Consider the following 14493-nt stretch of genomic DNA (forward strand, 5'->3'; position numbering starts at 1 on the left):
ACCTGATTGCAGAGGGGAGCAAAAGCTGCTTGGCTTTGGCTTACTAGGGTTTTACCCGAATCAGGGGGTGTGGAAGAACATTGTTTTATCTGCGCGGCGCTAATCAGGTTGTTTTTAAGATACGATGATAATGTGGCGACAGGCAGGGGCGGTCTGCTGTACAATCACAGGAGCACTGGTTGATTGTTAACGGGGGAACTTGTGCTATATAGTTTCCATCCGGAAACTCCGGATGAGAAACTATATAAGGATATAAGGATGTTGCCGTTACACAAGGGCTGGATGGAGTACAGCGGGGGGGCTGATGAATGGCGATATTTTGACGAAGTACGGACGCAGGGCGATAACTCCCGATGAGGCGGTTGCTCATATTCGATCGGGCTGGCGGGTATTCGTGGGGTCGGGCTGTGCTGCGCCCCAGGAACTGGTAGCGGCCCTCTGCCGTGCGGCTGACCGGTTGAATGATGTGGAACTCATCCAGCTGCTCACTTATGGTGATGCTGCCTATCTCCAGGAGGAATTTGCCGGCCATTTCCGGTATAATTCTTTTTTTATCAGCAAAAAAGTGCGGCAGACGGTCTGCGAGGGGAGAGCCGATTACACCCCGATTTTCCTCAGCGAGATCCCCGAACTTATCAGGAGCGGCCAGCGGGGAAATCAGGCCATGCTGCTGCAGGTCTCGCCTCCGGACAGGCATGGCTACTGCAGCATGGGGGTCAGCGTGGATATCCAGCGCGCCGCCCTGGATCGGGCACAACTGGTCATCGCCCAGATCAATCCCCGCATGCCCCGCACCCACGGCGACGCCCAGGTGCATCTGAGCCAACTTCACCACCTGGTGGCAGTGGACAGCCCCATTCTGGAATTGGAAATCCCCGAACCGGACGAGGTGGCCCTGCAGATCGGCTACCACATCTCCCGGCTGGTGGAGAACGGCAGTTGCCTGCAGATGGGCATCGGTACCAGCCCCGGCTCCGTCCTGAAATTCCTTCACGACAAGCATAATCTGGGCATCCACACGGAAATGTTCACCGATGAGCTCATTCCGCTCCTGGAAAACGGCAACATCACCAACAAGGCAAAGGCGGTGCTGCCGGGGAAAACCGTCACCAGTTTTGTCACCGGCACCCGCAGGCTCTACGATTTCATCGATGACAACACCTCGATCGCCTTCCATCCTTCTGACTTTGTCAATGATCCCCGGGTCATCGCCCAAAACGACAAGGTGGTGGCGATCAATGCGGCTCTGCAGGTGGACCTGACCGGCCAGGTCTGTGCCGACAGTCTGGGATACCGGTTTTACAGCGGCATTGGCGGCCAGGTGGATTTCATCCGCGGGGCGGCCATGAGCCGGGGGGGCAAGCCGATCGTCGCCGTGCGCAGCACTGCTGCAAACGGCACTGTCAGCCGGATTGTCCATTGCCTCGATGAGGGGGCGGGGGTGGTTACCAGTCGAGGCGATGTGCATTACGTGGTCACCGAGTACGGCATTGCCTATCTGCACGGCAAGACCATCCGGGAACGGGCACTGGCGCTGATTTCCATCGCCCATCCCGATTTTCGCCGGGAACTGCTGGAGTTCGTCAAAAAGAAACAGTATGTCTACGAGGATGAGCAGGTGTGGCAGCAGGCACTGGACCGTTACCCGAAGGAGCTGGAAGAACAGAGGCTGTTCGGCAAGAAGCGTCTCTTGGTGCGGCCGCTCAAGGCTACGGACGAACGGGCACTGCAGGAATTTTTCTACAGCCATTCGCCGGAGACCATCTACAACCGCTACTTTGGGCCAAAGCAGCAGCTTGCACATCTGGAGGCGGCAAAATTGTGCTGCGTCGATTACCAGAGCCGAATGGCACTAGCCGTTTTTGAGCAGGAAGATGAAAATGTGGAGAAGATTGTCGCCGTGGCTCGTTATGCGGCAAATCCGCGCAGCAATATGGCGGAAACGGCAGTGGTGGTCCATGAGGGCTTCCGCAGGCTGGGAATTGCGCGCTATCTGCTGGCACAGTTGCAGCGACACGCGGCGGGGCAAGGGATCAAGGGTTTCTGCTCGGAGATCCTCTCGGGCAATGAGGCAATGCTGGCTTACCACCGGCGGCTGGGGCATCCGCTCATCTATTGCCGGGACTCGGACACCTATGCAGTGCAGTTCGAATTCGAATCTTAGCCATTTGAGTTAAACGAAAGAATGAACAAGGTAAAGGTTCCGTAACCACAACCACTCTACTAGATCATGTACCCATCCGCAGGGCCGGCTTTTGCCGGATCAAAACTAAGGACCGCCTTTTGCGCAGAGAACAGGACTTCCGCTTCAGCCACACCGGGGACCGACTCTACGGCGCTCTTTATATGCCGTGCACAATCGGCACAGTCCATTTCTTTGATACCGATCTCGATTTTTTCCAAGTGGCCATTAATGTCTACGTTCATCTTTATTCCTTACGGTGCTGCCATCCCTTGTCACATCTTTCCGACGACTTGTTTCGACATTTCTATTATACCTGGCCCATGAACTGACTACTAATTGCCCTCATCTCAACATTAACCTTTTAATTACGTTACAGGATATTTTTCAAAAAATAGCCTCACTCTTCCCCCTCGTCCGGGGCCTTTGCCCTGCCGAATACTGCGTACAGCACGGGCAGTACAAGCAGAGTAAGCAGCGTCGATGAAACAACGCCGCCGATCACGACGGTGGCGAGCGGCCTTTGCACCTCGGCGCCAATGCCGGTGTTCAACGCCATGGGAATGAAGCCGAAACTGGCGACCAGCGCGGTCATAAGCACCGGGCGAAGCCGTTGTTCGGCGGCCTGCTTGATCGCGTCGATCAGCGGCGTTCCCTTGGCGAGCAGGTCCCGTACTGCGGAAACCAGCACCATGTCGCCGAGGACGGCAACACCCGAAAGGGCCACAAAACCGACCCCGGCCGAGATGCTGAATGGTATGTCCCGAAACCAGAGGGCAACGATGCCGCCGACTGCGGCGAAGGGGACTCCGGTGAAAACCCGGGCCGCATCCAGAACCCGCCCGTAGGTGAAATACAATAGGGTAAAGATCAGGGCCAGAGCTACCGGGACGACGATCATCAGCCGCTGCTGGGCACGTTGGAGGTTCTCGAACTGGCCGCCGTAGCGGACGTAGTAGCCGCTGGGTAGCTTGACCTCACGTTCGATGGACTTTTGGACATCGGCGACGAAGCTTCCCACGTCACGGCCACGCACGTTTGCCTGGACAACGACCCGCCGCTTGCCCCACTCACGATTGATGGTTGATGGCCCTTCGGACGATTTGATCTTCGTGAGCAGCGACAGCGGGATGCGCTCCCCACTACCTGCAGTGACCAGAATGCGGCCAAGATCTTCCGTTTCCGCACGATACTTGTCGGCAATGCGCACCGCGATGGGAAAGCGCCGGTCTCCTTCCTGGAGCATGCCAACATCCCGGCCGCCAAGGGCTTCAATGACTTCCAGCACCTCCCTGGCGGGAATACCGTAGCGGGCGGTAGCGTTGCGATCCACCTCCACCTGCACCAGCGGCTGGCCGGTCACCTGCTCGACGCTCACGTCTGCGGCTCCGGCTACTTTCTTGACGGCATTTTCGATTTCCTTGGCCTTGGCTTTCATGGTTTCAAAGTCATCCCCGAAGATCTTGATCCCCACATCGGAGCGGATGCCGGCAATCATTTCGTTGACCCTCATCTCAATCGGCTGGGTGAAGACCATTCTCATCCCCGGCATGTTTTTCAGTTCCTTCTCCATGACCATCACCAGTTCACCCTGGGTACGGGCACGCTTCCACTTATCCCGAGGCTTCAAGGTTAGAAAAATATCGGAGAGCTCCACACCCATGGGGTCGGTGGCGATTTCGGCGCTCCCGGTCCGGGTCCAGATCCTCTCAATCTCGTTGGGAAACTTTTCCAGCAAGGTCCGCTCAAGGTGACTACCGTAGCGCACCGACTCGTCCAGTGACACACTGGCAAGGCGAACGGTGTTGATGACGATGGACCCTTCCATCAGGCGTGGTACGAATTCCGAGCCGAGCCGGGTCGAGAGAATACCGGCAATACAGAGACAGCCGACAGCAATGGCAAGCACGGCTTTACGCCGACGCAGGGCAAAGCCCAGAACCGGGCGGTAGAGCTCTTTGAGCCTGCAGACGAGCCAGGGTTCCTTATGTTCTTTTTTGCGCTTGAGGCTGAAGCTGGCCAGCACCGGCATGAGCGTCAGCGACATGGCCATGGAGCCCAGCAGCGCGAAAATCACGGTCAGCGCCATAGGGCGGAAAAGCTTTCCCTCTACCCCCTCAAGGGCCAGAATCGGCAGGTAGACGATCATAATGATCAGCTCGCCGAACATGGTCGGTTTACGAACCTCGATGGCCGCTTCACGCACTACGTCGATGATGCTCCGGTCACTCTTGCCTTCGGCGAGACGGCGTTCCGCGTTCTCGATCATGATGACCGAACTGTCCACGATCAGGCCGAAGTCGATGGCCCCGAGACTCATCAAACTTCCGGCAATGCCGAAGCGAAGCATCAGGTCGAAGGCAAACAGCATGGAAAGAGGAATGGCCAGAGCAACGATCAGACCTGCGCGGAAATTCCCCAAAAAAACGAAGATAACGGCTATAACCAGGATCGCCCCCTCGAAGAGGTTCTTCTCCACGGTATGGAGGACCTTGTCCACCAGCGAAGTCCGTTCATAGGCAACGGCAACTTCCACGCCTTTGGGCAGAGTCTTCTTGACCTCTTCCAAACGGGCCTTGAGCCGAGTCGTGACATCGTGGCTGTTCTCGCCCATCAGCATGAAGCCGAGCCCGAGGACTGCCTCACCCTTGCCGTCGGCCGTTACTGCGCCACGGCGAATTTCGCGCCCCTCAACCACCCGTGCCACATCCGCCACCCGGACTGGAACCCCTTCCTTGGCGGTGATAACGATACCTTCAATATCCTGAGGCGTCGTGACAATGGCGACCCCCTGCACCAGACTCGATTCGCCAGCCTGGTCAATGGTGCCGCCCCCCACGTTGGCGTTATTCCGCTCCACCGCCGCGATCAGCCGATCCATGGTCAGGCCGCGCTTGGCCAGTTCCTCCGGATCGACGACGATCTCGAAGCGACGCTCGTCACCGCCCCAGGTATTCACCTCAGCCACACCGGGCACCGAGCGCATCTGGGGCTTCACCACCCAGTCGTGCAGCGTGCGGAGTTCGGCCAGCGACTTGTCCTTGGCGGTAAGCAGATAGTGGAAGACCTCACCCAGTCCTGTAGCCACAGGGCCGAGTTGCGGCTTTTCGATACCTGCAGGAAGCGCGACACCTTGGACCCGTTCCATGACCACCTGACGGGAGAGATAGATATTGGTCCCATCCTCGAAGATCACCGTTACCTGGGACATGCCGAAGCGGGAGGTAGAGCGCACTTCCTTGAGTTTCGGCAGCCCGGATATGGCCTGCTCCAGTGGTGCCGAGACCTGACGCTCGATCTCCAGCGGCGAAAGGGCCGGGGCCACCGTGTTCACCTGAACCTGGACCGGGGTCGTATCCGGGAAGGCGTCCAGGGGCAGCCTTAAGAAGGCAAGTATCCCGAGAACTGCAACCACGGACCAGGCCACGATGACCACCAGGCGGTGGTTAAGGGACCAGTTAATTATTTTATTCAGCATCGTATCTCCCTGTCTGATTGCTATTTAGTGTCCACTTCACAGCAGCCCGCGCCGATGGAGTCCTTGAGCGTTTCCGTCTTGAGCAGGAAGCTGCCGGCGACGACGATTTCTTCGCCGACCTCGACACCGGAGGCGATCTCCACCAAGTCACCGCTGCCATGGTTGGATGCCACCTGCACCCGCCTGGCCTCAAATTCATTGGGCGCCAGGCGGACGAAGGCGAGTTTTACTGATTTGGCCCTCTGGACGGCGCCTCGCGGCACGGCGGACGACGAACGGGAACCGCCGGCCGAGATACGGGCCTGACCATACATGTTGGCCCGCAGCAGCCCGCCCGGATTTGCGAGTTTGACCCGAGCCTTGGCGGTTCGGGTCTGAGGATCGATCACGGGAGCGATATGGGAAATGCTGCCGCGAAACTCGCGTCCGGACAATCCATCCATGGTGACAACAACGCTTGCTCCAGCCTTCACGGTGCCCAGTTCCGCTTCGGGCAGGGCAACCTCCGCCCACATGGATGAGGTGTCCACGATCTCGAAGAGTGGCGTCTGGGAGTCCACGTAGCGATCCAGTGAGACGGTGCGCTGAGTGACAACTCCGGAGACAGGGGCCTTCACTGTGTAGCGCCCGCCACTGCCGTTATGGGCGCCAACTCCGCGGAGGGTTGCCTGCAGCGACTCCAGTTCGGCGGTTGCTTCACGAAGGAATTGCTGTGCTGCCTGGACTTCCTTCTTGGCCGAAATCCCTTTTTTCTCCAGTTCCGCTTCGCGTCGGTAGCTCGCTTCTGCAGTCTGTACCCGTGAACGTGCCGCGGCAAGGCGCGACTGGTCACCGCTTACAGCAGAACTTTCAATAACGGCCAGCGGAGCACCCGCTGACACCCGGTCGCCGATGTCCGCCGATACGCGTTTGACCACACCGGTCGCGCGGGCACTCACCTGGGCAACCCTGGTGGCGTCGTAGTTGATGATGACCGGAGCGATGATCGCCGCGGTACCCCGACCGGCTACCGCCTTGGTGGTCTCGATCCCGGCCAGACGAGCGGTGTCATTTCCCTTGAGGATCACCTTGGTTCCGTCGGGTGGGGCGTCGTCACCGGCAACGTCCATAGCCGGTTTGCCACCCCGTTCAGGGTGACAGATCGGACAAACGGACTCAGGGAAACCGTGTTCGGCGCACCAGTCTCCCTTGGCTTGGAAGATTGGAGCAAGCTTCGGGTTGCATTTGGTGCAGAGGGCTTCGAGCACCCCGTGTTCCTTGCAGAGGCCCGCTTCAGCTTCCTTCTTTGGCTCGGCAGCAGCCTGCTTGGCCGCCTCCGGTGCTTTGGCAGCTTCCTTCTTGCCGCAGCCGGAGGCCACGGCAAGAGGAATGAGTATTACCAGGATGAGAAGACGGCGCATATCATTTGCTCCCTTTGGGCGGACGAACGATTTTCAATTTCGGGTTGCACTTCTTGCACTGGGACTTGGGCAGGCCGTGCTTCTCGTCCCAGTCGCCGGTAGCCTTGAAGGCCGGGATTAGAGATTTGTCGCAGCGGGTGTCAAGCGACTCCGGCACTCCGTGTTCACTGCACCAGTCTTCATAGGACCCGGGCTTAGCGCCCTTGGCACCATGGGCATCCTTGGCGGACTCGGCAGCGAAAGCGGAAACAGAGAGAGATACGAGCAGGGCAAGTGACAGCAGGATTGAACGTTTCATGATGTTTCTCCTTTTTAATAAGTTAGAAATTGTTTTCTGTGGATATAGTTCCGTGAACCCACGTATCCCGTTTAGCGGGCTTGTGGTGTGGTTAGTTTGTTGACCATCTTCCGTTGGCCGAGGCCAGCTCAACACCGGCATCGGCAGCTTCAAGCAGGCGCTCCAGATATTCCCGCCGTGTTTCCAGCGCATCGCGCCGGACCTGCAGCAGGGTTGAGAGATTGATCTTTCCGGCCCGGTAGCTTTCACCGGCCAAGGTTTCGTTTTCTTGCTGCAGAGCAAGTCCATCCGTTTCTACCCGACGCACTGCCTCAACTGCTGCATCATAGGTGTTGCGTGCTCCCTCTATCTCGGCGGAGATGGCAGACTGTCGGACTTCGGCAGCAATTTGCGCCCGCTGATTCTGCACACGGGCTTCCTGGATTGGGCCAGGACGTGGATTCAGGAAAGGAAGACTGACAGTGATGCCGCCGAGGGCAATGTTGTCATTCCCCTCACGTTTGTAGCTTACACGGAAAGCAAGATCGGGCAGCCGTTCCGCTTCGGCAAGGGAGATTGCGGCCCGGGAGGCCTCGACCTCGGCCCGGGCTGCCTGGAGATCGTCACGCTCCCTGGCTGTTTGGGCAGAGCGGATGGTGTCGAACAGGCTGCGCTCTTTGAGATCGCCGACAATCTGTATGTCGGCTCCTGAAGAAAGGCCAAGTGTTTTTGCCAGCGTTGTCCGTACCTGTGCAATACGTCCCCGGGCAGCGGAGATATCGCTCTCTGCCCTGGAGACCTCGGTCTGGGCGAGATTGACTTCGAATCTAGCCGCGTCACCAACGAGGAGCCGTTCTTTTGCAATACGGAGAAATTCCTCAGCCATTGTTTTGCGATCTGTGGCAAGCCGCAGCCGTTCCTCTGCCTGGAGAACCCGGTAGTAGGCGCCGACAGCCGCAGCCACCGACTGGCGCCGGACATCACCGGTTGCGTACTTCTCCCGCTGGATGCCAGCCTGGGCTACAGCTATCCGCTTGCTTCGTCTGCTTCCCAGTTCAAAGGGGATCTCAAACCCCGCCTCGACATCAACACTGCTCTCTGTTCCGTTTCGTGGACCTGTCGCCAAGTCCAGTTTAGGATTTTCCAGCGTTCGTATCTGTGCGCCGGCAAGTCTTGCTTCACCTTCGGCAATGCGGGTAGTTGACAGTCGAACTTCCGGCGCATTATCCGCTGCAAGCTCGATCACGCGAACCAGTGTAAGAGTCCCCTTAGCCTCATCCGCAGCAATTGCAAACACTGGTAGAGCGAGCGTTGTTAGTACGGCAAAGACATACTTCTTCATTTGCATGAATTTCTCCGTTAATCGTGGTCATAGAGACGACTGCTGCCAACAGGATCGCAATATACCTGGTAAACGCAATAGCTCTAAGGCTGCACGTTATTGCATAGATGCATGTATCCAGATATCCAATATCAACAAGACTCGATCTTGAATACACACAGGGTCAGACTGGCTGGCCGGCGTTATTTTTCAGATGAAGGTAATAGGATGGTTAAGCGAGGTTTTGCGGGGGAATGAATATGGGGATATGGACATCAGGCAGTTTTGTGAATTCTTCCAGAAAAATCAGTGGAGATACGGATGGGTCATAGTGGGTGGAGATCAGCGGGGCTAACGGCGCATAGTACGTGCAATAGCTACAGGTGGAACAAGTATCGATATTTGAATCGGACTTGTTCTCATCGGGGCAACAGGGGCATTCATTGTGATCAGCGTCAACCGCCCCCGAGGTTAGGCTGATGCCGGATTTTTCATGGTCTGATTCCAATTCATAACAGCAGACCGGCACCGCAAGCATCACCATTACTAAAAGCTGAACCAAAGCGACGGCCCTGCGACATGGAGGTCGGGATATGATGTTGTGGAGGCGGTTAAAAGCAAACATGTCAAAATAGAAGCACAAATGTCCTGAAAATGTCAAATCAAATAACCCCTGAGATGCGAAACATATGCAGACTTTCTTTTTTTGACGAACTCCCTCAACTTCGGACATGAATGTACCGCAAAGACCAGAAGGGCGGAAAATACCGGCCAAAACGTTAAGCCCGGCCGGATATCGGTTGCAGTATCGATATCAAGTTTGTCCGCAGGTCGCATTCCAGTCAGGATCATCGAATCAATTCATTACAGAGATCGACCACTTTAGTCTCTGGCTTACCCATTGCCGCCATGGCAAGTCGCAGTTTTGCTGCCGTCATTTTATAGGGCGCTCCACCTGTCCTTCCACAGGCACGAGCTGAGGCCAGTCCTGCTTTGTGCGTTCAGAAATTAGCTCCCGTTCAAACTCTGCGAGTGCTGCAAATATGCCGAACACTAACTTGCCAGCAGGTGTCGTAGTGTCAATCGATGCCCCATGCCCGGAAAGGACTTTAAATCCTATAACTCTATTGGCCAGGTCATGGATGGTGTTTGCCAGATGAGTTATGCTCCCAGGAGGTGCCGTTACTTGCCGTTACCAGCCTTTTGCGCTGCTTCACTACGCAGATGCATGTTTTTAAGGGCGGCGGACAGGGTGATGGTTTCCAGTATCGCCTTGGTCACATCATCGATCTCGTTGGTGATGCTTTGCAGCTCAGAAATAATAGGGTCGGCTGCCTTGCTCCAGTGGGGGAGATCAAGCTCTGATTCCATGGTCTCAAAGAGTTGGATTATATCGAGCAGGGTGGTGCGGTTCGGATTGCCGGCGAACCGGTAGCCGCCGCCAACGCCGCGCATTGCCTGTACCACTCCCTTATGCACGAGGTTCCGCATGACCTTTGCCAGGTGATGGGTGGAAATATCGTACTTCTCGGCGATGTCGGTAGTAGAAAGCTGTTGTTCCGGGTCATCGGCCAGTTCAAGCACGGCTATGAGCCCCAGTAGGCTTGCTTTATTCAGTTTCATACCAACTTTGCTCCTGTTCCGGCAGAGGTTAGTGCACTATCTTCAGTCAAGCTGCTTTTCCAGTTCGATGTAGCGGCCGGTACGCAATCCCATACTCCGAAGAAAAGACAGGGTCAGTTTCTGGTCCAGATTTGCCATGGTCCGGACCGTAGAGACACCTGTCTTTTCCAGGCGACTGCATATCTCATCGAACATCTGCTTACCCGTTCCTTGCTCTCGCGCATCGGGAGATACTGCAAGGGCAAAAACCCAGCCGCACGGTGGCGATCCGAACTCCCAAGCCCGTACCTCGCCGACTATGAACCCAATGACCGTGCCGGCCTTTTCGGCCACGAGAAAAATACGGTCGGCTCTTCCTTTTACCACATAGTGCTCGAAAATCCCCTGCCAGTAATCGGCCTTGTCTTTATCGGGGGTGGTCCGATCCAAAGAGATGATGGCTTCGAGATCGGTTGGCAGGGCATTTCTGATCAATAGCTTGTTGCTCATATAATCGCTCACTTCTGCAATGTTTGACAGGCTGTTAAAGCATTGGTCGCACCCTTCGAAGGGAGGGTGCCGACTTTAGAAAATTGTTAAACGTCCGGTAACAGGCATTTCATGTAACTTGGTAATTAGGTACCATAATTACCATTGGATGGCAAGCGGTTTGAGAAAATATCTGAGCAAGGGTAACAGGAACAATGGTCTAAACAAGAAAGGGAGCCGGTTTAATCCCGCTCGCTTCAGTCGGTGTGGAGCGCTGTTCGGGAAAAATAAAAAGCGCAAGAAAAAATGCTTGACAGTAAAATGGTATTGTAGTACCAATTTACATAAATAATGTAACGTTGTTTTGTAAATCGATGTTGCAAGCAACATAAAAATAAGGGGGAAAGATAATGGCCACAACAGATGAGATAATTGCCAGAACCGCACCGGGACACCTGATCGATCATAACCTGATCGACCGTGATGTGGAGAGCCTCTGCGACGGCATGGTCCGTTACGAGAAACGTCCGGCCAAGCGCCACGACGGCAGCGTCGCTGAAGGAATCTACAATGCCTGGATCATCTTCAACAACCCGAAGCAATACAACTCCTACACGACGGAAATGGTCAAGGCCACCATCCTCGCCTTCCGCAGAGCTTCCGCCGACCGTGAGGTAAATGCTGTCGTGTTTACCGGAGTTGGCGACAAGGCATTCTGTACCGGCGGCAACACCAAAGAGTACGCCGAGTACTATGCCGGCAACCCCCAGGAGTACCGTCAGTACATGCGGCTCTTTAACGACATGGTTTCCGCCATCCTCGGTTGTGACAGGCCGGTGGTCTGCCGGGTCAACGGCATGCGCATCGGCGGTGGCCAGGAAATCGGCATGGCCTGCGACTTCAGTATCGCCCAGGACTTGGCCAATTTCGGCCAGGCTGGCCCCAAACACGGTTCAGCCGCCATCGGCGGCGCTACCGATTTCCTCCCGCTGATGATCGGCTGCGAACAAGCAATGGTCTCCGGTACGCTGTGTGAGCCATTTTCCGCCCATAAGGCAGCACGGCTCGGCATCATCGCCGATGTGGTTCCCGCTCTCAAAGTGGGGGGCAAGCTGGTTGCCAACCCGACCGTTGTCACCGACCGCTTTCTTGATGAGTACGGCCGCATCGTCCATGGTGAGTTCAAGACCGGCGCCGATTTCAAGGCCGGGCAGGCCCAGATCAAGGAAGGAGAGGTTGATCTCACCCTCCTCGATCAGAAGGTCGACGAGCTGTGCGCCAAGCTGCTGGAAACCTTCCCGGAATGCATGACCAAGAGTCTGGAAGAGCTGCGCAAGCCGAAGCTTCAGGCGTGGAATCTCAACAAGGAAAATTCCCGCGCCTGGCTGGCATTGAACATGATGAACGAAGCACGAACCGGCTTCAGAGCTTTCAATGAAGGCACCAAGGAGACCGGCCGTGAGATCGACTTTGTCAAGCTGCGCCAGGGATTGGCCAAGGGCACTCCTTGGACCGAGGAATTGATTGAGAGCCTGATGCCGGCGGTGAAAAAATAACAGCGATATATGCGCCCGGTACCCTCTTTCACAGATTGGTCGCGGTGCCGGGCGCAAAGATAGAAACAGATCTTCTAAAAAAACAGCTCAAAATAAAATAACGTTTGACTTAAAATAAGCATTGTGGTACTAAATTACTTAAAGAACGTAAACGAGGCATCCTTCCTAGTCGGAGCCCGTATCAAGGTAACCTGCGAGGGGTAACAATATGAGGTATGCAGAAACAGGGTATGTATTAGAAGTTGATCTGACCAAGGGAAGCATCGAGAGAGTGGCGACAGATCCGAAAGACACCGAGCTGTATCTGGGCGGATTGGGCACCAATGCCAAACTGCTCTGGGACCGAGTCCCTCCTGAAGTTGATCCTTTTTCGCCCGACAATCTTCTCATATTCGCTGCGGGCCTTCTGTGCGGCACGCCGGCTACTGGGTGCAACCGGACCATCGTGTCCACCATTTCCCCCCAGACCCGGCTGATGGCTTTTTCCATGATGGGTGGGTTCTGGGCCCCGGAACTGAAATATGCCGGTTATGATAAAGTGATCCTCCGTGGCAAGTCCCCCGACCTGGTCTATCTTTACATCAACAACGACAAGGTGGAGATTCGCGACGCCTCCCACCTCAAGGGCAAAGGGGCTATCGAAACGGCGGAGATCATCAAGAAGGAGCTGGATGAGCCGCGGGCCCAGGTGGCGGCCATCGGTCTGGCCGGTGAAAACCGGGTGTACTATGCTTCCATCGAGCAGGGTCGCTCCAGTGCCAGCCGTGGCGGCATCGGCGCCGTCATGGGGGACAAAGGGGTCAAGGCGGTGGTCGTTCGCGGCACCAAGGATCTTTGTGTCGCCAAGCCACAGGAGTATATGGACCTTTGCAACGAGGTGCTCGATTACATCAAGCACCGGGAGGAGAACCCGATCCCGGACGTCATGCCGATTCTGGCCGGGCTGGGTTCGCCCCAGGAGATGAAGGTCCACGACGAGAAGTGGCATACGGAGAACTTCAACTGGGGCAACGCCCGTACCCGCCGCAAGGATTTCTGGACCGAAGAGGTCGATCATGCCTGGGCGGAGACCATGGAGAAGGCCCGGACTCGCCTGATCAGCTGCTATAACTGCCCCATGAAGTGCGGCGCGACCATTTCCATGGAGGGGCTTCCCACCTACATGATGAAATGCTTCACCAAGCTCACCTACACCATGGCTGCCTATTCGGACCTGGATTTCGGTTTGAGGATCGCCCAGAAGGCCACGGAGTACGGGCTGGACGGTTTCTCCGCTCCCCAGGTCATGGCCTTTGCCTTTGAACTGTTGGAAAAGGGCATCCTGACAGAAAAAGACTTCCCTGGTCTGCCCGAGGATAACGAAGAGAAGTTCTTCTACCTCTTGGACAAGATCGTCCGGCGGGATGGGATTGGCGATGTGCTGGCCAACGGCACCTATTGGGCGGCACAGGAGATCGGCAAGGGGGCGGAAGAATACGCCCACAACAATATCAAGAAGCATGAGCAGCTGCCGCTCAAGCTTTCCATGCTGAACCCCATCTACTACCTCATGTATTGCACCGGGGAGAAGATCAACATCACCCAGATCGAGGGGCAGTTTCCCCAGGCGCCTTATCCGAAGAGAGAACAGCGGGAAGAGTTCGTCAAGGATTGGTTCCAGGTGCCCGATGACAAATTCAAGCAGATCTTCCTGGACTGGGAGCCGCGCGGCGAAAAGTCCATGCCCCACTATCCGACCGTGGACATGTGCTGCGACATCGTCGACTGGCAGGAGCGGATGCATTACATCGACGACGCCCTGGGACAGTGCGCGGGTCTCTCTTCGTTCCCCCTCAAGCCCCCGTACCATATCCACAACTATCCCAAGTTCATTGAGGCTGGGGCAGGGATCGAAATGGATGAAGAGAAGCTGACCCTGGCGGCCAAGAGATACCGGACCCTGGTCAGGGCCATCAACATCAGAAGGGGCATGAGAAGGATCGATGAGACGCCGCCGGCGAACCACTGGAAGAACCGGTTCCCCGAGCTGGAAAAGGAGTTGCTGGATTCGTACTACAAGCTCAAGGGGTGGAATGACGACGGCATCCCCACCAAGGAAACCCTGGATGAACTGGGGCTGGGTTTTGTCAGCGAGGAATTCGTCAAGCGGGGCATCCTGACCGATTGACAGCCGGTTCTGCGGCAACAG

Annotated in this window: 11 protein-coding genes; 3 read left to right on the forward strand and 8 right to left on the reverse strand. The window is 56.3% G+C overall.

Going from position 1 to position 14493, the window contains the following annotated elements:
- Positions 1-304 precede the first annotated feature (304 nt).
- The gene (locus tag GEOB_RS00990; RefSeq protein ID WP_012645303.1) at positions 305-2164 is read left to right on the forward strand and encodes a bifunctional acetyl-CoA hydrolase/transferase family protein/GNAT family N-acetyltransferase; all 1860 of its coding nucleotides are present in this window, start codon (positions 305-307) and stop codon (positions 2162-2164) included.
- A 59-nt stretch (positions 2165-2223) separates the two neighbouring features.
- On the opposite strand, the gene GEOB_RS00995 is transcribed toward GEOB_RS00990, so the two are convergent.
- The 8 genes from GEOB_RS00995 to GEOB_RS01035 all read right to left on the reverse strand — a co-directional run bounded on the left by GEOB_RS00995 (position 2224) and on the right by GEOB_RS01035 (position 10770).
- On the reverse strand, positions 2224-2427 hold the full coding sequence (locus tag GEOB_RS00995; RefSeq protein WP_012645304.1) for a heavy-metal-associated domain-containing protein: 204 nt from the start codon (positions 2425-2427) through the stop codon (positions 2224-2226).
- Positions 2428-2582: 155 nt separating this feature from the next.
- Positions 2583-5660: an efflux RND transporter permease subunit gene (locus GEOB_RS01000; RefSeq protein ID WP_012645305.1), complete on the reverse strand. Its 3078-nt coding sequence runs from the start codon at positions 5658-5660 to the stop codon at positions 2583-2585.
- A 20-nt stretch (positions 5661-5680) separates the two neighbouring features.
- Positions 5681-7060, reverse strand: a complete 1380-nt coding sequence (locus GEOB_RS01005) for an efflux RND transporter periplasmic adaptor subunit (RefSeq protein WP_012645306.1) — start codon at positions 7058-7060, stop codon at positions 5681-5683.
- 1 nt (position 7061) lies between these two features.
- A complete protein-coding gene (locus tag GEOB_RS01010; RefSeq protein ID WP_012645307.1) occupies positions 7062-7358 on the reverse strand; it encodes a hypothetical protein in 297 nt (98 codons plus the stop codon).
- Between the two features lie 91 nt (positions 7359-7449).
- A complete protein-coding gene (locus GEOB_RS01015) occupies positions 7450-8685 on the reverse strand; it encodes a TolC family protein (protein ID WP_012645308.1) in 1236 nt (411 codons plus the stop codon).
- 907 nt (positions 8686-9592) lie between these two features.
- Positions 9593-9823 (reverse strand): recombinase family protein, encoded by a 231-nt coding sequence (locus tag GEOB_RS19605; RefSeq protein ID WP_456152152.1) that lies wholly within the window; start codon positions 9821-9823, stop codon positions 9593-9595.
- Positions 9824-9840: 17 nt separating this feature from the next.
- A complete protein-coding gene (locus GEOB_RS01030) occupies positions 9841-10281 on the reverse strand; it encodes an Rrf2 family transcriptional regulator (protein WP_012645310.1) in 441 nt (146 codons plus the stop codon).
- A 42-nt stretch (positions 10282-10323) separates the two neighbouring features.
- A complete protein-coding gene (locus tag GEOB_RS01035) occupies positions 10324-10770 on the reverse strand; it encodes a GNAT family N-acetyltransferase (RefSeq protein WP_012645311.1) in 447 nt (148 codons plus the stop codon).
- Positions 10771-11159: 389 nt separating this feature from the next.
- Here GEOB_RS01035 and oah point away from each other — a divergent pair, with 389 nt between their 5' ends.
- Positions 11160-12305 carry a 6-oxocyclohex-1-ene-1-carbonyl-CoA hydratase gene (gene oah, locus GEOB_RS01040; protein WP_012645312.1) on the forward strand — a complete coding sequence of 382 codons (1146 nt, stop codon included), beginning with the start codon at positions 11160-11162 and terminating at the stop codon, positions 12303-12305.
- A 208-nt stretch (positions 12306-12513) separates the two neighbouring features.
- A complete protein-coding gene (locus tag GEOB_RS01045) occupies positions 12514-14472 on the forward strand; it encodes an aldehyde ferredoxin oxidoreductase family protein (protein WP_012645313.1) in 1959 nt (652 codons plus the stop codon).
- Positions 14473-14493: the final 21 nt, after the last annotated feature.

Source organism: Geotalea daltonii FRC-32 (assembly GCF_000022265.1).
GTDB classification, from domain to species: domain Bacteria; phylum Desulfobacterota; class Desulfuromonadia; order Geobacterales; family Geobacteraceae; genus Geotalea; species Geotalea daltonii.

What these genes read in the sequence shown, in the direction of transcription:
- GEOB_RS01005 (WP_012645306.1), bottom strand. Translation starts at nt 7,060, where the DNA reads ATGCGCCGTCTTCTCATCCTGGTAATACTCATTCCTCTTGCCGTGGCC.
- GEOB_RS01010 (WP_012645307.1), bottom strand. Translation starts at nt 7,358, where the DNA reads ATGAAACGTTCAATCCTGCTGTCACTTGCCCTGCTCGTATCTCTCTCT.
- GEOB_RS01035 (WP_012645311.1), bottom strand. Translation starts at nt 10,770, where the DNA reads ATGAGCAACAAGCTATTGATCAGAAATGCCCTGCCAACCGATCTCGAA.
- oah (WP_012645312.1), top strand. Translation starts at nt 11,160, where the DNA reads ATGGCCACAACAGATGAGATAATTGCCAGAACCGCACCGGGACACCTG.
- GEOB_RS00995 (WP_012645304.1), bottom strand. Translation starts at nt 2,427, where the DNA reads ATGAACGTAGACATTAATGGCCACTTGGAAAAAATCGAGATCGGTATC.
- GEOB_RS01045 (WP_012645313.1), top strand. Translation starts at nt 12,514, where the DNA reads ATGAGGTATGCAGAAACAGGGTATGTATTAGAAGTTGATCTGACCAAG.
- GEOB_RS01030 (WP_012645310.1), bottom strand. Translation starts at nt 10,281, where the DNA reads ATGAAACTGAATAAAGCAAGCCTACTGGGGCTCATAGCCGTGCTTGAA.
- GEOB_RS01000 (WP_012645305.1), bottom strand. Translation starts at nt 5,660, where the DNA reads ATGCTGAATAAAATAATTAACTGGTCCCTTAACCACCGCCTGGTGGTC.
- GEOB_RS01015 (WP_012645308.1), bottom strand. Translation starts at nt 8,685, where the DNA reads ATGCAAATGAAGAAGTATGTCTTTGCCGTACTAACAACGCTCGCTCTA.
- GEOB_RS00990 (WP_012645303.1), top strand. Translation starts at nt 305, where the DNA reads ATGAATGGCGATATTTTGACGAAGTACGGACGCAGGGCGATAACTCCC.